Below are 15,382 nucleotides of genomic sequence, written 5' to 3'. Positions count from 1 at the left end.
AGGGGCGTGCATGGCTGGAGCGTGCCGTCGCAGCAGGGGAAGAAGTCAGTTCGATTGGGCTCCAACTCCTGCTAATGGGCGAAACCGAGGAGGGGCGTGCTTGGTTGGAGCGAGCTGCCCAAATCCACGGGCCCAAGTCGGCCATGGATATTGGCGTGCAGCTTATCGCGCAGGGTGAAGCAGACGAGGGGCGCGTGTGGCTGGAGCGGGGTGCCGAAGCACGCGGATACAAGGATGCCGTCCTCGCTGGCCTCACCCTTATGAGCCTTGGCAAAGCTGAGCAGGGCCGCGTATGGCTGGAGCGCGTAGCTGAACGCCGCGGGCCTAAGGCCGCTTTATTTGCGGGGCTCCTCCTTGTGAACTCTGGGGAAGTCGACACCGGACGTGCAATGCTGGAGCGTGCAGCAGAGGAGGGCAATGCTCGGGCTAGGCGGGCACTCACCCGTCTAACGAGCCAACTCGACGACGATTGAGCCGGCTTCCTCGCGAAGTGGGGCAGGCGCACGCATGGCTGGAGCAGCGCCGCTGTGAACGTCGCGCTCCAGCACCGTCATACCACCTCAACCCACCACCTCCCCAGCTTCCATCCCGTACGCCGTCGACCCACACACCGTGGAGCGGGCGTGGTCCATGGCGTCCAGGTGGAGCGCGCTACTGTACGAACGACCTGGACGCCGTGGACCACGTCTGCTCGGCTCTGCCTGGGTCGACGGCGTACGGGATGGAAGCTCCCCGCGCCCGCCACAGTGGACCCGCGGCCGGGAACGGTGTCCCCTCGTCCCGGTGCTGGCCGATCCCCCGCCGGAGGCATCGTTCTGACCGTAACCGCTCTCGTGCGGCACTCAGTCACCGTTTCCGGTGCTTGTTGATGTGCGCGCGGCCCGGCCCCCGGCCGGGCTGGAGCGGGACGGAGGCAGGAGCGCAGGCCCGGCCGGGGGCCGGGCCGCGCGCGGTGAGCGGAGCGAGCCGCCTTGAACCAGTAGAGAAAGTTGTAACTCAGTCGGTCGGGTGGGGCTTGAAGGCATATGCGCACGCTGGGAGTTCGACCCCTTGGCGGTGTGCGAGTGGCAGGAAGAGCACTGGTCGGATCGTCCATGTGATGCGGGTGCTGGCGTGAGTCACTGACACGGTGCACGGTTCGGCACGAAGCAGGGCTCGTCGGGTCTTGATGCGCCCCTGGTACAGCCACTCCCAGGCCTCGTCTGAGGCGTCGGCGTCCAGTGCCGGTGAGATCGTGCGGAGTGCGACTGCCACCCAGCGGTCTGCCTGGGGTGCTGAGTAGGCGTCGAAGGATGCCTGGAGCGCGGGCGGCCATCCCTCGGTCAGGTCCTGGGTCCAGCACTCGCACCAGTAGCCCTGCTGGGGTGGCTTCAGCATGGGTGGCCTCCCAGGCGGACGTTCGTGTAGAGCTCCGCGGTGACCGTGTGGCCCTGGTCGCTGTCGTGGACGACGACTCGGTGGGCGATGACGCTGACCATGCCCAGTCCCCGGCCGTGCTCGGCGTCCTGGTCCTGGTGCTCGACCTTGGGGGCCGTAGCCGTGCCGCCGTCGTCCGTGACCGAGACTGCGACCACTTGAGCGGATACCGCGACGGCCAGGTGGAAGCTGCCGTACTCCTGGCCGCTGGCCGTGTGGAGGATCGCGTTCGCGCTCAGCTCGCTCACGATCAGTTCGGCGTCTTCGGCTAAAGGGGAGCCGCGCAGGATGTCACGGGTCCAGCGGCGGGCCCGGCTCACTTCTTCGGGGAATCCTGGGCAACTCAGCCCCCACACCCGGGCTGTACTCGTATACTCGTGCATACAAGTTCCTTCGTGCTGGTAGGCCGCCATGTGCAGCGGGTTCGGGCTAGACGAGTTTCACGCCGTCGTGGGCGCGTATGGCCGGCGGGGTCGTCGTGTCGAGTGGCGTCAAGGACGCGGATCGCGTAGGCCTCGTCGGCAAGCTCGGTGACCTCTTCGCGGGTGGCCCAGCGCAGTGCGCGGGTCTCGTCACCGGTGGTGGGGCTGCCGTCGGCGGCTTCACAGCGGAAGACCAGCGAGACGATCAGGCCCTTCATGTTCTTGTAGACGCCGGTCAGGGTCGCGGGAAGTGCGATCTTGATGCCGGTCTCTTCGAGGACTTCGCGCTGGAGGGCTTCCGGGATGGTCTCCTCGCGTTCGAGGACACCGCCCGGCGGTTCCCAGTGGCCGTTGTCGCGGCGCTGGATCAGGAGGGCCCGGCCGTGGTCGTCGACGACGACTCCGGCGACGCTCACGGAGTGCGGGCGTTCTGTGCTCACGTTCCTCGGCCCTCTCGGATGGCTAGGCTCTCCACCGTAGCAACACCACTCGCCCACTCGTCTAGATACCTAAAGGAGTACACGTGAGCCCTCTTCCTTCGGGCCTGCTCGGTGATCTCGACCCCACGAGCGATCGTGCGGTCTTCCGGCAGATCGCCGACCAGCTGCGTGAGGCCATCGACCGTGGGCGATTCCGCGAGGGCGAGAAGCTGCCCTCCGAAGCCGACCTTGTCGACCACTACGGAGTTTCCCGGATGACCGTCCGAAACTCCTTCTCCATCCTCCAGGGTGAGGGCCTGGTGCACGCCGAGCACGGCAGGGGAGTCTTCGTACGACCACGACCGCCCGTGAGGCGGCTCGCCTCGGACCGCTTCGCCCGGCGGCACCGGGAGCAGGGCAAGTCCGCGTTCATCGTGGAGGCCGACGCGGCCGGCAGCCACCCCCAGGTGGACAGCCTGGAGGTCAAGGAGGAGAAGGCCAGTCAGGACATCTCCACCCGCCTCGGGTCCGTGCGGCGTGTGCTGGCTCGTCGGCGCCGGTACCTCCTCGACGGGCGGCCGGTCGAGTTCGCCACCTCGTATCTCCCCCTCGACATCGCCCGCGGGACCCCGATCGCCGAACCCAACCCCGGCCCCGGCGGCATCTACGCCCGCCTTGAGGAGCTGGGGCACCGCCTGGACCACTTCGAGGAGGAGATCCGCGCCCGGATGCCCTCGCCTGCTGAGGTCAAGACGCTGCGGCTGGCCGCTGGCGTGCCGGTCATCCATCTCATCCGCACGGCTTTCGACGCTGAGGGGCGGGCCGTGGAGGTCTGCGACACGGTGATGGCGGCGGACGCCTACGTCCTCTCGTACCAGCTTCCGGCGACCTGATCGTCATGGTTTGCGGTGGTGCGCGGGGACGCTTCTCCGAACTCGTACACCCCAATACGCTTACTCGTATAGACGAGTGGGCAAGTGGTGTGGCAAGGTGAATGCGCGATCCCGATCAAGGGGCTCGCAGGACGCATCTTGTATAGACGAGTAGATAGGAGTGTGCTTTGCGCACCATCCGAGTGGAGACCTCCGGCGCGACGATCCTTCTGACCGAGGCCCCTGAGCCGAAGGTCCGTGACCGGCAGACGGGCGAGATCGCCAAGGACGCCAACAGCGGTGAGGCGCTGATGACCATCGGCGTGGTCTACATCGAGGACGGCGAGTCGTCGCTGTTCAAGGTCACCGTTCCGGAGGGCGGCATCTCCGAGGGGCTGACGCTTGGGGCGCCGGTCTCGCTGCCGGGTCTTGTTGCCCGGCCGTGGGAGTCCGTCTTCAACGGCCAGCAGCGTCACGGCATCGCCTTCCGGGCTGCCGCTGTCACTCCGGCCGCCTTCCCGGCCGCTTCCGGGGCCGCTGCCTGATGTCCGACCTGACGACGCTTCTGGAAGTGGGTGGTCCTGTTGCCGCGCTCGGTAGCGGGGCCGCCTACGCCCGGGCCAAGCACCCGGCGGCGTACTGGTCCACGGTCGGCCTGCCGGTGTCCACGGTGCGGCTGTTCGGCTCGTACGGCTCGGTTATGGAGGCCTGTGGGCTGACCGTGGCGCCTTCCCGGCTGCGGGTTCTCGCCGTGAAGGCGATGACTCGGCGGGAGGTTCGGCCCGTAGCGCCGCGCCGGGGCATCATCCGGCCCACCCCGACTGGGCTGAGGCTTCGCCTTCGTCTGGCGCCGGGCCAGGAACCTGCCGACGTTGCCGCCTCCGCCGAACGGCTGCGGCACGCCTGGGGCGTTCACGCCGTGTACGTCACCACCGTCAAGCCGGGTGTCGTCGAACTGCGGCTCGTCGGTTACGACGTCTTACGGCGGGTCCGCATGCCGCGCAAGGTCGCGGACGGCTTCCTCAGGGTGCCGGTCGCGCTGCGGGAGGACGCCACGCCCTTCGTCCGCGACTACCGCGCCATCCCCCACCAACTCACTCTCGGCGCCACGCTGTCGGGCAAGTCCATGTACCTGCGCCACCTGATCTCCGGACTCGCCCCTCAGCCCGTCGCCCTGGTCGGCATCGACTGCAAGCGCGGTGTTGAACTGGCCCCCTTCGCCTCCCGACTCTCGGCGCTAGCCACCGACCCGGAACAGGCGGCCGAACTGCTGCCCGTGCTCGTCAAGGAAATGGAGGACCGATACGACCTGATCAAGACCCGGCAGGGCATCGCCCCGGGCACGCTGGACGAAGAGATCACCTCCGACATCTGGGGTCTGCCCGAACACGAACGGCCGGTGCCCGTCGTGCTGTTCGTGGATGAGGTGGCCGAACTCTTCCTCGTCGCCACGAAGAAGGATGAGGAACGCCGGGACGAGATGGTCACCCAGCTCATCCGCCTCGCCCAGCTCGGCCGCGCGGCCGGCATCTACCTGGAGGTGTGCGGGCAGCGCTTCGGCTCCGAACTCGGTAAGGGCGCCACCATGCTCCGCGCCCAGCTCACCGGCCGTGTCTGCCACCGCGTCAACGACGAAGCCTCCGCCAAGATGGCCCTCGGCGACATCGCACCCGAAGCGGTCATGGCCGCCTGCGCCATTGCCCCCGAGCGGCCCGGGCTGGCCGTAGCGGGCGACACCTCCGGCGGCTGGTCCCGCATCCGCACGCCGTACCTCTCCCTCGGCGACGCAGCCGAGACCTGCCGCGAGTCAGCCCACCTGGTGCCCGACCTGCCCGCACTGAAGCCCTTCCGGCCCGACGTGCCAGCACCCCCGGCCGAAAGCGCGGCCCCGGTCGTCCTGCCCCACCCGGTGACCGACTGACCCTCCCCTGACCGACTCCGGAAGGAGCCGCATCATGCGCGCCCGTCTGGCCCGTGTCGACGCGGTGCTCGTCCAAGCGCTCATCGCCGCCGCGCTGTCCTTCGCCCACCTGCACGACGTCGCCGTGGCAGCCGGACAGGACGGATGGAAAGCGTGGGCCTACCCCGTCTCCGTCGACCTGCTGCTCGTCGCCGCCTGGCGCCGACTGCGCAACGGCAACGGCAACGGCAAAGCCGCGGCCTGGTGCTGGTTCGTCATCGCACTCACCGCATCCCTCGGCGCCAACATCGCCACCGCCGGCCTCCTCGACCTCGGCCACGTCCCCGCCTGGCTGCGGATCCTCGTCGCAGGCTGGCCCGCCATCGCCTTCCTCGGCGGAACCCTCCTCGCCCACACCGCACCCAAGACGGACCCCGACACCGAGGCCATCGAGGACCAGGAGGACGAGCCCGACACCACACCCGAACCACCAGCCCAACCCGCCACCGAAGCACCGCCCCAACACCCGCCCGTGCCCGTCCCGTCCGCCCTGGTCGCCCACGCCCGCAAGGTCGCCGCCGAACATCACGCCCGTACCGGCGCCCCGATCGACACCCCGACCCTCCGCACCCGCCTCGGCGTCCCGGCACCCATGGCCGAAGCCATCGCCGCCCACCTCTGAGAGGACACCCCGTGACCGCCAACCGCCGCTTCCGCGACGTCACCCGTATCGGCCCCGTCCAGGTCGGCACCGCCTACGACAACCGGGGGCGCGAGAAGCACACCGCCGCCTGCACCGCCCCGCGCTGCGGCTTCTCCGCTGACTACGACAGCCGCGCCGCCGCCGAACTGGCCGCCCGCACCCACCGCTGCCCCGTGAAGTGAAAGGACCCCGGACACCGTGACCGTCAGCCTGCCGCTCGTGTTCGTCCTCGGCTTCTTCGTCTGGGGCGCGATCAAGTTCCTCGGCGTCCGCCCCTGGATCGTCATCCTGATCGCCCTCTTCGGCTTCTGGCTCTCGCACACCTTCTTCGCCCCCGCCATCGAATCCGGCACGCGTACCGGCGTGACCGTCATAAACGGCTCACATGCCTAGACGAGTAGATAAGGAGAGATCGACTGTGTTCCTGCCCAAGTACCCCAACGCCCCCACTCCGCCGCCCGCGCACACCCACGCCCCCACCGACCCGGCCCCCGCACGGCGCACGCTCCCGCCGGTCTCCATCAGCACCGGAGCCATAGCGGCCGTCATCACCGGCGGCGTGGTCCTCACGGCGCTCCTAGCCGCCGTCGCCGTCTCGGCCATCTCCGTGGCCATCGCCGCCGTGGTCCTGCGCTCCCTGTTCCGCGAGCAGCACCGGCGCTGACCAGCACCTGACCACCGGGGCGGCGCGACACGGCCAAGCATCCGCCGCCCCGGGGTCCATCACTCCTGACCGAGCCCAGTCAGAAGGGAACCGCCATCTTCACCCGCACCACTCCGCCGCCGCTTCGGGAACTCGGCAACCTGGCCTCGGACGGCACCCTGCCCGGTATCCTCCGCCAGCTCTCCGGCCTCGGCGGCTGCACCCACCCGATCCGCCTCGACGGCCACCGCACCGAATACGGCCTCGACACCGCCACCGGCGAGATCGGCAATGTCGTCCACCACATCGACTCGGCGAACCTCCCTGCCGGGCAGCTCCTCGTTCGCTGCAACAACCGCCGCACTACCCGCTGCCCGGCCTGCGCCGAGGTCTACCGCCGCGACACCTTCCACCTGATCACCTCAGGCCTGCGCGGTGGCAAGGGCATCTCCGAACACGTCGCCGCTCACCCCCGCGTCTTCGCCACCTTCACCGCTCCCAGTTTCGGCCCGGTTCACAACCGGCCCACCGGTCCGGCCGGCGCCTCCCGGCCCTGCCGCTGTGGCACCCGCCACGACCAGGACGACGACGCACTAGGCACCCCGCTCGACCCGGACACCTACGACTACGACGCGGCCGTCCTCTGGAACGCGCACGCTGGTCACCTCTGGCGGCGCTTCTCGATCTACCTGCGCCGGGAGGTGGCAAAGCGCGCGGGCCTGTCCCAGCGCCGGTTCCGCGCACACGCTCGCGTGTCCTTCGCCAAGGTGGCCGAGTACCAGAAGCGCGGCGCCGTCCACTTCCACGCCGTCATCCGCCTCGACGGGCCTACGGGTGGAGACACCGCGCCTCCGGCCTGGGCGACTGCCGAGCTGCTGACCGATGCCATCCGCACCGCCACTGCCAAGGTCCGCGTGGACGGGCCGGTCATCGACGGCCGCGCACACACCTTCACCTTCGGACGCCAACTCGACATCCGCACGATCCGATCGGCCGACTTCAACGGCGGCCAGGAGCTGACCGAGCGAGCGGTCGCCGCCTACATCGCCAAGTACGCCACCAAGGGCGCCGAGACAGCGACGGGAGCTCTCGACCGCCCGCTGAAATTCGCCGCCGAACTCGCCCAGCTCGACATCAGCGACCACGCCCGGCGCATGGTCCGCACTGCCTGGACCCTCGGCGCGCGCAAGGACCTCGAACACCTCCGCCTACGTGCCTGGGCCCACATGCTCGGCTTCCGCGGCCACTTCTCCACCAAGTCCCGCCGCTACTCGACCACACTCGGCGCCCTCCGCGACGCCCGAGCCGAATGGCGCCGAGCCCAAGCCGCAGCAGCCAACGGGCCCGAACCCGAAACGACATTCGTCCTCGCGCACTGGGTCTTCGCAGGGACCGGCCTCTCCAACGCCGAAGCCTGGCTAGCCGCATCCCTCGAACCCGCTCCCGGAACGGAAGGAGAGCCCACCGCATGAACGACCGCTACCTGTCCGTCGACCAGGTGGCCGAGCTGCTTGGCACGACCGCCCGCTTTCCCCGGCGGCTGATCGAGGAGCGGCGCATCCGGTACGTGAAGGTCGGCCGGCATGTCCGCATCCCAGAGAGCGCGGTCGAGGAGTTCATCAAGTCCCGCACGGTGGAGCCGCTGAGGCGGCCTCGACTCCGCTACGGAAGGGCTGCCTGATGGCCAACGGCAGGGGCAGACGGCGTCGCTTCGGAGCGATCAGACGGCTTCCCTCCGGCCGGTACCAGGCGCGTTATCCGGGCCCGGACGGCGTCATGCGTCCGGCACCGTTCACCTTCGAGACGACGGCAGATGCCGACGACTGGCTTGCGGAGAAACAGACCGAGATCCGGCGGGGAGAGTGGAGGGACCCTGAGGCGGGAGCGGTGAGCTTCCGTGCCTACGCCGACAAGTGGGTGGAGGAACGCGAGTTGGCCCCGCTCACTCAGGACCTCTACCGCTACCTCCTCGACAAGCACCTGACCGCCTTCGCTGACTTGGACTTGGACGAGATCACCGCCCCGCGCGTCCGCGAATGGCGCGCCGAGCGGCTCCGCGTCACGGGTGCCAAGACGATGACCGCCAAGGCGTACCGACTCCTCAAGGCCATCATGGAGACGGCTGTCGACGACGAGCTGATTCAGCGCAACCCGTGCCGGATCAAGGGGGCCGGTAAGGAGAAGGCTGCCGAGCGCCGTATCGCCACCGTCGCCCAGGTCGACGCTCTCGCCGAAGCCGTGGGGATGCGCTGGCGGCTCATGGTCTACCTCGGCGCCTACGGGCCGATGCGGCCGGAAGAGCTGGCGGGCCTTCGTCGCCGGGACGTCGACCTGGACACCCTCCGCATCCGCGTTCGCCTCGCCGAGCCGGAGCGGATGGATGGGCGACGCGTGCAGGGTGAGACCAAGAGTGAGGCCGGAACGAGAACTGTGATTCTTCCCGCGTTCCTCCGACGGGAGCTCCGTTGGCACCTGGAGTCGTACGCCGAGCCGGGGCCCGATGGGCTGCTCTTCGTGGGGGAGAAGGGAGCACCCTTCCGTCGCAGCACCTTCGGCCGGAGGTGGCGCAAGGCGCGTGAGATCGTCGGCATGCCTGAGGGCTTCCGGTTCTACGACCTCCGGCACACCGGGCACACGCTCTCCACCCGCTCCGGTGCCACCCTCAAGGACACGATGGTCCGCGCGGGGCAGTCCTCCGAGAAGGCCGCGTTGATCTACCAGCACTCCGACGACGAGCGACAGCAAGAGGTCGCCGCCGGCCTCGACGCCACCGTCCGGAAGGCTCGGGCTGCGGCAGCCAGAAAGGCCCCCGACGAGCCTTCTGGCACGAATCTGGCACGCGGCGGCTGATCACACCGCCCAACAACAAGGCCCAGGTCTCTGACCTGGGCCTTCATCATGGAGCGGGTGACGAGAATCGAACTCGCGCTCTCAGCTTGGGAAGCTGATGTTCTACCATTAAACTACACCCGCGTAAGTACGGACATGATCCTCGCGGAACCGGTGCCCGGACCTTGCTCACTGTACATCATCGCAGACCCCTGGTGCCGAGAGCCGGGGGTCTGAGTCTGTTTCAGGGGAGGGATCCGGCTGCGGGTGGGCCGAGTTGGGGCGTACCGTGGGGGCCTGGCGCAGGGGTCGGGGGAGGCCGGAGCGCCGCCTGGAGACTCGTCTCTTTGATCCCGTAATGTGGCTTTTGTCGTCGGGGCGTCGAGCCCGACGAGGCTCTTGGGGAAGGGACTTGAGGGACTTGATGGAACGCACCGTCGTCCGCTGCGCGGACGGGCACGTCTTCAGCACCGCTTCGTTCCCGATGCAGCAGGCCGACCGGCTCGGCCCCGGCCGGCTCATGAGGTGTCCCCGGTGCGCCCGGCTCCGCAGCGTGGTGCCGGTCGCCCTGGAGAGGCGCTAGCGGGGAACAGGCGACAGTGGTGGCAGAGACACACAGAGGTAACGGAGACAGACAGAGGTAACAGAGGCCGGCGGATGTACCACAGACCGCGGCGGTAACACAGGCGCGCGAAGTCGTCACGATTGTCACGGCTCCGCGCGCCTTGCGTATCCTCGCTACGTGCTTCTCTCAGACAAGGACATCCGGGCCGAGATCGACGCCGGGCGGGTACGGATCGATCCCTACGACGAATCCATGGTGCAGCCGTCGAGCGTCGATGTTCGGCTGGACCGTTACTTCCGGGTGTTCGAGAACCACCGGTACCCGCACATCGACCCCTCGGTCGAGCAGCCCGACCTGACCCGGCTGGTCGAGCCGGAGGGCGACGAGCCGTTCATCCTGCACCCCGGGGAGTTCGTGCTCGCCTCCACGTACGAGGTCATCAGCCTGCCCGACGATCTTGCCTCGCGGCTCGAGGGAAAGAGCTCGCTCGGGCGGCTCGGGCTCGTCACGCACTCCACCGCCGGGTTCATCGACCCCGGCTTCAGCGGGCACGTCACCCTCGAGCTGTCCAATCTCGCCACCCTGCCGATCAAGCTCTGGCCCGGGATGAAGATCGGGCAGCTGTGCATGTTCCGGCTCAGCTCGCCCGCCGAGTTCCCGTACGGCAGCGAGCGCTACGGCTCCCGGTACCAGGGGCAGCGCGGGCCGACCGCCTCGCGGTCCTACGTCAATTTCCATCGGACCCAGGTGTGAGGGCCACAGCAGCATGAGTGACACGCAGGGCGTGCGGGAGAACCTGACCTACGAGGCGTTCGGCGGCGCCGTCCGCGACCTCGCGCAGACCATCGCCGACGACGGCTACGAGCCCGACATCGTGCTCAGCATCGCCCGGGGCGGGGTCTTCGTCGCCGGCGGGCTCGCCTACGCCCTCGACTGCAAGAACATCCACCTCGTGAACGTGGAGTTCTACACCGGGGTCGGGACCACTCTCGAGATGCCGGTCATGCTCGCGCCCGTCCCCAACGCGATCGACTTCTCCGACAAGAAGGTGCTGATCACCGACGACGTCGCCGACACCGGCAAGACGCTGAAGCTCGTGCGCGACTTCTGCCTCGACACGGTGGCCGAGGTCCGCTCCGCGGTGATCTATGAGAAGTCCCACTCCCTCGTGAAGTGCGAGTACGTCTGGAAGCGGACCGACGACTGGATCAACTTCCCGTGGAGTGTCCTGCCTCCCGTCGTGAAGCGGGCCGGGCAGGTGCTCGACGCCTGAGCACACCGGATACGCGTAAGGGCCCCGGCGGCAGCCGCCGGGGCCCTTACGCATCCTGTCCACGAACTAGAACGTGCCCAGCTTCACTATCGACAGCAGCGCGACCAGCTGGATCGCCGACGCCCCCAGCGCCTTCGGCCAGGGCAGGTCGTGGGAGCGGGAGACCATCAGGGTCAGCAGGGCCCCCGCGCCGATCCAGGTGGCCCAGCCGAGGAGCTGGACGAAGGCCGCGTCGCCGCCGAAGAACATGGCGACCAGCAGCCGCGGCGCGTCCGTGAGGGCCGTGATCAGCATCGACAGGCCGACCGTCGGCTGCCAGGCGCCGTCACCACCGAGCTGACGGGCCAGGGTGTGGGTGACCACGCCCAGGATGAACAGGCCGAGCACCATCACGACCGCGGTGATCAGCACGATCGGCACCGCGTTGGACAGCGTCGCGCCGATCGCGTCCTTGCGGGCGCCGTCGAAGCCGAAGACGGCCAGCAGGCCGTAGAGGAAGGTGGTGATGAGCGCCGGGGCCCACATCGTGTAGTCCCGCATGCGCAGGAAGGTCTGGTTGGGGGAGGTGATGATCCCCTTCAGCAGCTCCTTCCAGTGCAGCGGCGGGCCCAGCGGGGCGGCGGGCGCCGCGGCCGAGCCGGCCTGGTAGGTCGAGCCCTGCGTGTAACCGGCGGCCTCGTCGATCGAGAACGCCTGGGTGTGGCCCGGGTTGTTGGCCGCGTACGGGTCCTGGCCGCCGTCGTCCCCGAAGTACTCCGGCCCGTCGTCGGCCGGGCCCGGATAGCCGTACGACTGACCCGGCCGGCCGTACGACTGCTGTCCCGGCTGCGGGTACGGCCGCTGCGGCGCCTGCGGGTAGCCGTGTGCGGGACCCGCGGGCTGCCCGTACGACGGTCCCGGCTGCCCGGCCTGCGGTCCGGGCCGGCCGTACGACGGTCCCTGCGGCGCCTGCTGTGCTTGGGGGGTGCGGTTGTTCCGGCCCCCGCGTCCGTTCCTGAATCCAGCCACGTCATCGAACGTACCTGGTCCCGGAGAGTGGCGTGCCGGGCCCGGGTGTTCGGGCCGGGCTTTGCGGCCGACCTGTGACATCCCCTAAGGGACCGTCAGGGGACGGTCCCGGGGTTTTCCAGGGTTTGCCGAGGAGACCGCGCCGCGACACCCCGGGGCGGTGCGGGAGCGCGGGGGGTGGTGGGTCAGGATGGTGCCATGAGCGTAGTCAAGATCAATGTGCTGACCGTGCCTGCCGAGCAGCGGGAGGTGCTGGAGAAGCGGTTCGCCTCCCGCGCCCACGCGGTGGAGAGCTCCGACGGCTTCGAGTGGTTCGAGCTGCTGCGCCCCGTCGAGGGCACCGACACCTACCTCGTCTACACGCGCTGGCGTGACGAGGAGTCCTTCCAGGCGTGGATGGAGGGCCCGATGAAGTCCGCGCACCAAGGCGGCGGAGAGGGCGCCGAGCGCCCGAAGCCGGCCGCCTCCGGTTCGACGCTGTGGTCCTTCGAGGTGGTCCAGCAGGCGGGGCCGAAGGCGTAGCGCTGCCGCGCGGGGCGCCCCGTCGCCGGAGGCCCTACGCGGGCGGTTCGGCAGCGGGGCGCTTCGCCACGAAGGAACCGAGACCGACCTCGGCTCGGATGAGCCCCTCGGCCTTGAGGTGGGCCAGCGCCTTCTGTGCGGTCGAGGTCGCGATGCCGAACTCGGCGGACATTTCGACAACGGAAGGCACGCGGGCTCCCAGGGGATACTCGCCGCTGGCGATTCGCGTGGCGATGGCCTCGGCCACCTGGCGCCACACCGGGCGAGTGCGGTCAAGCTCGGGGGTCATGCAGTTGACGCTAAAACTCTGCGGTAGACCGCGCGACCGCGGTAGACTGCGGTATACCGCTCTTGAGGGCGGAGCCCCGGCGACGGTTGCCGCCGTCCCGAGGCGTGGCCACCAGCTGAATCGGAGCCGATGACGTGACCGACCTTATCCGCCGCCTCGCCGCATGCGTGCGCCTTCTGCTCTTCCCGCCCGGAAGGGAGCGGCTGCCGTACCTCGAACCCCGTTCGATCCAGACCTCGTTGGTGCCCCTGCCCCCTCACCGGAGCCCGTACGGCCTCGACACGCCCCTCGACGCGACCGCCACCAGGGCCGTACGGCCGTACGTGGAGGCGGCGTGACGGAGGTGCCCCGCCTGCTGCCCTGGGCCGGATCCGAGGGCAAGCCCTGCTACCTGATCAGCGACGACCGCGAAGGCCCGCTCTCCCGGCTGGCCGATGCCACGGAGTCCGTGCAGCTCGGTATGGGTGGGCAACTCCTCGCCCACGCCCGGGAGATCCTGCCGGACATGCCGCCCGGCGAACTCCGTTTTCTGGCCGAGTGTTTGACGCAGGCCCTCGCTGACGCCCTGCGTGTCGCGGAGAGCCGGGGCCGGCGGCTGGAGCGGGTGAGGTGAGCCCAGTCGTACGCCAGGTGGGTGGGCTCGGCGCAGTGCGCTCTCTCAATGCAGTGATATGAGCTATTTAGCCACGCATGGTATCTCCTGTCCGTAGTAAGGAACAGCTAAAGGAGTGCCAATGGGTGGCATCGGCGCAGTGGTGACGGGTGCCGGAGGCTTCATCGGCGGACAGCTGACGCGTGTCCTGCTGGCCGAGGGGCGCAGCGTGCGGGCCGTCGACCGCAAGCCGCTCCACGAGTGGTACCAACTGCACGCCGGTGCGGAGAACGTGGTGGGCGACGTCTCCCTGCGGGAGACCTGCGCGGCGGTCCTGGACGGCGGTGCCGACGAGGTCTATCACCTCGCCGCCGACATGGGCGGCATGGGCTTCATCGAGAACAACAAGGCCGCCTGCATGCTCTCCGTGCTCTCCAGCACGCACATGCTCCTCGCGGCCCGGGACGCCGGTGCCGGCCGGTACTTCTACTCCTCGTCCGCCTGCGTGTACGCCGCGGAGAAGCAGACCGACGCCGACGTGCTCCCGCTGCGGGAGGAGGACGCCTACCCCGCCATGCCCGAGGACGGCTACGGCTGGGAGAAGCTGTTCAGCGAGCGTATGGCGCGCCACTTCCGCGAGGACTACGGGCTGGCCACCCGCACCGCTCGCTACCACAACGTCTACGGCCCGTACGGCACCTGGACGGGCGGCCGGGAGAAGGCGCCCGCCGCCGCGTGCCGCAAGGTCGCCCTCGCCGTGCTCACCGGGAGCGGCGAGGTGGAGATCTGGGGTGACGGCGAGCAGACCCGCAGCTTCACCTACATCGACGACTGTGTCGAGGGCACCCTGCGCCTCACCCGCAGCGAGCACACCGACCCGATCAACATCGGCTCGGACAAACTCGTGTCCATCAACCAGCTGTACTCGATGGTCGAGCAGATCGCGGGCGTCTCGCTGCACCACCGCCACGTCCCCGGTCCGCTCGGGGTACGCGGGCGCAACAGCGACAACACCCGGATCTCCAAGGAGCTCGGCTGGACGCCCGAGACCCCGCTGCTGCAGGGCCTGGAGGCCACCTACCGCTGGGTGTACGACCAGGTGAAGGCGCAGCTCGACGGCCGCCCCGTCACATGCTGACCGCCCGGCAGCACCCGCGGGTGGACGTCCTGGGCGTCGGCATCAGCGCCGTCTCCTCGCACTCGGCCGTCGAGGAGATCGCCCGCTGGATCGAGACCGGCGAACGGTCCTATGTCTGCGTCACCGGGGTCCACGGAGTGATGGAGTGCCGGCGCGACCCCGTGCTGCGCCGGATCCACAACGACTCGGGCCTCACCGTCCCCGACGGCATGCCCATGGTGTGGGCCGGCCACCGTGCGGGGGCGACCTGGATGAGCCGTGTCTACGGGCCAGACCTGATGCTCGCGGTCCTCGAACGCGCCGCGGCGGAAGGCTGGTCCTCCTTCCTGTACGGCGGGGCCGAGGGCGTGCCCGAACTGCTCGGTGAGCGGCTGGTGGGACGCATCCCCGGGCTGAAGATCGCGGGTGCGTACGCGCCGCCGTACCGGCCGCTCACCGCGCAGGAGTCGGACGCGGTCGTCGCGACCATCAACGCCTCCGGCGCCGATCTGGTCTGGGTGGGGCTGTCCACCCCGAAGCAGGAACGGTGGATGGCCGAACACCGCGACCGGCTTCAGGCGTCCGCCCTGATCGGGGTGGGGGCCGCCTTCGACTTCCACGCCGGACTCAAGACCCAGGCCCCCGGCTGGTTGCAGCAGCGCGGCCTGGAGTGGGCCTACCGGCTGGCGAAGGAGCCGCGCCGCCTGTGGCGCCGTTATCTGCGCAACAACCCCGCCTACCTGGCGCGGATCACCCTGCGTCCGCCCCGGCTGACGACGGCCGTGGAAGTCCTCGCATGAGGCGGCCCCGGA

Annotated in this window: 23 protein-coding genes, 1 tRNA gene and 1 pseudogene; 19 read left to right on the top strand and 6 right to left on the bottom strand. The window is 69.4% G+C overall.

The window, feature by feature from the left end; genetic code table 11:
- A partial coding sequence (locus ACFYZB_RS24645; RefSeq protein ID WP_388762336.1) for a hypothetical protein occupies positions 1-473 on the top strand: 473 nt, incomplete at its 5' end.
- Positions 474-996: 523 nt separating this feature from the next.
- Here the strand turns inward: ACFYZB_RS24645 and ACFYZB_RS24640 are convergent.
- The 3 genes and pseudogenes from ACFYZB_RS24640 to ACFYZB_RS24630 all read right to left on the bottom strand — a co-directional run bounded on the left by ACFYZB_RS24640 (position 997) and on the right by ACFYZB_RS24630 (position 2,254).
- Positions 997-1,377, bottom strand: coding sequence for a hypothetical protein (locus ACFYZB_RS24640; protein ID WP_388762334.1), 381 nt, complete (start codon positions 1,375-1,377; stop codon positions 997-999).
- On the bottom strand, positions 1,371-1,799 hold the full coding sequence (locus tag ACFYZB_RS24635) for an ATP-binding protein (protein ID WP_388762332.1): 429 nt from the start codon (positions 1,797-1,799) through the stop codon (positions 1,371-1,373). The genes ACFYZB_RS24640 and ACFYZB_RS24635 overlap by 7 nt, the downstream gene beginning before the upstream one ends.
- A gap of 46 nt (positions 1,800-1,845) precedes the next feature.
- Positions 1,846-2,254: pseudogene (locus ACFYZB_RS24630) on the bottom strand (NUDIX hydrolase).
- A 107-nt stretch (positions 2,255-2,361) separates the two neighbouring features.
- Between ACFYZB_RS24630 and ACFYZB_RS24625 the strand changes: the two are divergent.
- The 10 genes from ACFYZB_RS24625 (at position 2,362) to ACFYZB_RS24580 (ending at position 9,225) form a co-directional block, all read left to right on the top strand.
- Positions 2,362-3,150, top strand: coding sequence for a GntR family transcriptional regulator (locus tag ACFYZB_RS24625; RefSeq protein ID WP_388762330.1), 789 nt, complete (start codon positions 2,362-2,364; stop codon positions 3,148-3,150).
- Between the two features lie 167 nt (positions 3,151-3,317).
- A complete protein-coding gene (locus ACFYZB_RS24620) occupies positions 3,318-3,674 on the top strand; it encodes a hypothetical protein (protein ID WP_388762328.1) in 357 nt (118 codons plus the stop codon).
- Complete coding sequence (locus ACFYZB_RS24615) at positions 3,674-5,050, top strand: FtsK/SpoIIIE domain-containing protein (RefSeq protein ID WP_388762326.1); 1,377 nt, start codon at positions 3,674-3,676, stop codon at positions 5,048-5,050. The genes ACFYZB_RS24620 and ACFYZB_RS24615 overlap by 1 nt, the downstream gene beginning before the upstream one ends.
- 34 nt (positions 5,051-5,084) lie before the next feature.
- Entirely contained in the window at positions 5,085-5,711 is a 627-nt protein-coding gene (locus ACFYZB_RS24610; RefSeq protein WP_388762324.1) for a DUF2637 domain-containing protein, read from the top strand.
- A gap of 11 nt (positions 5,712-5,722) precedes the next feature.
- On the top strand, positions 5,723-5,914 hold the full coding sequence (locus tag ACFYZB_RS24605) for a mobile element transfer protein (RefSeq protein ID WP_388762322.1): 192 nt from the start codon (positions 5,723-5,725) through the stop codon (positions 5,912-5,914).
- 16 nt (positions 5,915-5,930) lie between these two features.
- Positions 5,931-6,125: a hypothetical protein gene (locus tag ACFYZB_RS24600; protein ID WP_361805953.1), complete on the top strand. Its 195-nt coding sequence runs from the start codon at positions 5,931-5,933 to the stop codon at positions 6,123-6,125.
- A 25-nt stretch (positions 6,126-6,150) separates the two neighbouring features.
- On the top strand, positions 6,151-6,396 hold the full coding sequence (locus ACFYZB_RS24595; RefSeq protein WP_388762318.1) for a SpdD protein: 246 nt from the start codon (positions 6,151-6,153) through the stop codon (positions 6,394-6,396).
- 140 nt (positions 6,397-6,536) lie between these two features.
- A complete protein-coding gene (locus ACFYZB_RS24590) occupies positions 6,537-7,847 on the top strand; it encodes a replication initiator (protein WP_388762678.1) in 1,311 nt (436 codons plus the stop codon).
- The gene (locus ACFYZB_RS24585; protein WP_388762315.1) at positions 7,844-8,056 is read left to right on the top strand and encodes an excisionase family DNA-binding protein; all 213 of its coding nucleotides are present in this window, start codon (positions 7,844-7,846) and stop codon (positions 8,054-8,056) included. Before ACFYZB_RS24590 ends, ACFYZB_RS24585 begins: the two co-directional genes overlap by 4 nt.
- Positions 8,056-9,225, top strand: coding sequence for a tyrosine-type recombinase/integrase (locus tag ACFYZB_RS24580; RefSeq protein WP_388762312.1), 1,170 nt, complete (start codon positions 8,056-8,058; stop codon positions 9,223-9,225). Before ACFYZB_RS24585 ends, ACFYZB_RS24580 begins: the two co-directional genes overlap by 1 nt.
- Positions 9,226-9,274: 49 nt before the next feature.
- Here ACFYZB_RS24580 and ACFYZB_RS24575 read toward each other — a convergent pair.
- A tRNA-Gly gene (locus ACFYZB_RS24575) sits at positions 9,275-9,348 on the bottom strand.
- Between the two features lie 280 nt (positions 9,349-9,628).
- Here ACFYZB_RS24575 and ACFYZB_RS24570 point away from each other — a divergent pair.
- The 3 genes from ACFYZB_RS24570 to ACFYZB_RS24560 all read left to right on the top strand — a co-directional run bounded on the left by ACFYZB_RS24570 (position 9,629) and on the right by ACFYZB_RS24560 (position 11,042).
- On the top strand, positions 9,629-9,787 hold the full coding sequence (locus tag ACFYZB_RS24570; RefSeq protein ID WP_388762310.1) for a hypothetical protein: 159 nt from the start codon (positions 9,629-9,631) through the stop codon (positions 9,785-9,787).
- 159 nt (positions 9,788-9,946) lie between these two features.
- The gene (gene dcd, locus ACFYZB_RS24565) at positions 9,947-10,522 is read left to right on the top strand and encodes a dCTP deaminase (protein WP_055705140.1); all 576 of its coding nucleotides are present in this window, start codon (positions 9,947-9,949) and stop codon (positions 10,520-10,522) included.
- 13 nt (positions 10,523-10,535) lie between these two features.
- A complete protein-coding gene (locus tag ACFYZB_RS24560) occupies positions 10,536-11,042 on the top strand; it encodes a phosphoribosyltransferase (protein WP_388762307.1) in 507 nt (168 codons plus the stop codon).
- 66 nt (positions 11,043-11,108) lie between these two features.
- Here ACFYZB_RS24560 and ACFYZB_RS24555 read toward each other — a convergent pair whose 3' ends face one another.
- Positions 11,109-12,131, bottom strand: coding sequence for a YIP1 family protein (locus ACFYZB_RS24555; RefSeq protein WP_388762304.1), 1,023 nt, complete (start codon positions 12,129-12,131; stop codon positions 11,109-11,111).
- Between the two features lie 117 nt (positions 12,132-12,248).
- Here ACFYZB_RS24555 and ACFYZB_RS24550 point away from each other — a divergent pair, with 117 nt between their 5' ends.
- On the top strand, positions 12,249-12,572 hold the full coding sequence (locus ACFYZB_RS24550) for an antibiotic biosynthesis monooxygenase (protein ID WP_208899728.1): 324 nt from the start codon (positions 12,249-12,251) through the stop codon (positions 12,570-12,572).
- 34 nt (positions 12,573-12,606) lie between these two features.
- On the opposite strand, the gene ACFYZB_RS24545 is transcribed toward ACFYZB_RS24550, so the two are convergent.
- Complete coding sequence (locus tag ACFYZB_RS24545) at positions 12,607-12,861, bottom strand: GntR family transcriptional regulator (protein WP_388762301.1); 255 nt, start codon at positions 12,859-12,861, stop codon at positions 12,607-12,609.
- Between the two features lie 134 nt (positions 12,862-12,995).
- On the opposite strand from ACFYZB_RS24545, the gene ACFYZB_RS24540 reads away from it, so the two are divergent.
- The 4 genes from ACFYZB_RS24540 to ACFYZB_RS24525 all read left to right on the top strand — a co-directional run bounded on the left by ACFYZB_RS24540 (position 12,996) and on the right by ACFYZB_RS24525 (position 15,370).
- Entirely contained in the window at positions 12,996-13,199 is a 204-nt protein-coding gene (locus tag ACFYZB_RS24540) for a hypothetical protein (RefSeq protein WP_388762298.1), read from the top strand.
- Complete coding sequence (locus ACFYZB_RS24535) at positions 13,196-13,474, top strand: hypothetical protein (RefSeq protein WP_388762296.1); 279 nt, start codon at positions 13,196-13,198, stop codon at positions 13,472-13,474. Before ACFYZB_RS24540 ends, ACFYZB_RS24535 begins: the two co-directional genes overlap by 4 nt.
- 121 nt (positions 13,475-13,595) lie before the next feature.
- Positions 13,596-14,591, top strand: coding sequence for an NAD-dependent epimerase/dehydratase family protein (locus ACFYZB_RS24530; protein WP_388762293.1), 996 nt, complete (start codon positions 13,596-13,598; stop codon positions 14,589-14,591).
- A complete protein-coding gene (locus tag ACFYZB_RS24525) occupies positions 14,585-15,370 on the top strand; it encodes a WecB/TagA/CpsF family glycosyltransferase (protein ID WP_388762291.1) in 786 nt (261 codons plus the stop codon). The genes ACFYZB_RS24530 and ACFYZB_RS24525 overlap by 7 nt, the downstream gene beginning before the upstream one ends.
- Positions 15,371-15,382 lie beyond the last annotated feature (12 nt).

It is taken from the genome of Streptomyces sp. NPDC001852 (assembly GCF_042891825.1).
Lineage (GTDB): Bacteria > Actinomycetota > Actinomycetes > Streptomycetales > Streptomycetaceae > Streptomyces.
Note: the sequence above shows the minus strand (reverse complement) of the source record. Positions and strands in the feature narration are given on the sequence as shown.

What these genes read in the sequence shown, in the direction of transcription:
- ACFYZB_RS24640 (WP_388762334.1), bottom strand. Translation starts at nt 1,377, where the DNA reads ATGCTGAAGCCACCCCAGCAGGGCTACTGGTGCGAGTGCTGGACCCAG.
- ACFYZB_RS24635 (WP_388762332.1), bottom strand. Translation starts at nt 1,799, where the DNA reads ATGCACGAGTATACGAGTACAGCCCGGGTGTGGGGGCTGAGTTGCCCA.
- ACFYZB_RS24615 (WP_388762326.1), top strand. Translation starts at nt 3,674, where the DNA reads ATGTCCGACCTGACGACGCTTCTGGAAGTGGGTGGTCCTGTTGCCGCG.
- ACFYZB_RS24610 (WP_388762324.1), top strand. Translation starts at nt 5,085, where the DNA reads ATGCGCGCCCGTCTGGCCCGTGTCGACGCGGTGCTCGTCCAAGCGCTC.
- ACFYZB_RS24585 (WP_388762315.1), top strand. Translation starts at nt 7,844, where the DNA reads ATGAACGACCGCTACCTGTCCGTCGACCAGGTGGCCGAGCTGCTTGGC.
- ACFYZB_RS24580 (WP_388762312.1), top strand. Translation starts at nt 8,056, where the DNA reads ATGGCCAACGGCAGGGGCAGACGGCGTCGCTTCGGAGCGATCAGACGG.
- ACFYZB_RS24570 (WP_388762310.1), top strand. Translation starts at nt 9,629, where the DNA reads ATGGAACGCACCGTCGTCCGCTGCGCGGACGGGCACGTCTTCAGCACC.
- ACFYZB_RS24560 (WP_388762307.1), top strand. Translation starts at nt 10,536, where the DNA reads ATGAGTGACACGCAGGGCGTGCGGGAGAACCTGACCTACGAGGCGTTC.
- ACFYZB_RS24555 (WP_388762304.1), bottom strand. Translation starts at nt 12,131, where the DNA reads ATGTCACAGGTCGGCCGCAAAGCCCGGCCCGAACACCCGGGCCCGGCA.
- ACFYZB_RS24550 (WP_208899728.1), top strand. Translation starts at nt 12,249, where the DNA reads ATGAGCGTAGTCAAGATCAATGTGCTGACCGTGCCTGCCGAGCAGCGG.
- ACFYZB_RS24545 (WP_388762301.1), bottom strand. Translation starts at nt 12,861, where the DNA reads ATGACCCCCGAGCTTGACCGCACTCGCCCGGTGTGGCGCCAGGTGGCC.
- ACFYZB_RS24530 (WP_388762293.1), top strand. Translation starts at nt 13,596, where the DNA reads ATGGGTGGCATCGGCGCAGTGGTGACGGGTGCCGGAGGCTTCATCGGC.
- ACFYZB_RS24525 (WP_388762291.1), top strand. Translation starts at nt 14,585, where the DNA reads ATGCTGACCGCCCGGCAGCACCCGCGGGTGGACGTCCTGGGCGTCGGC.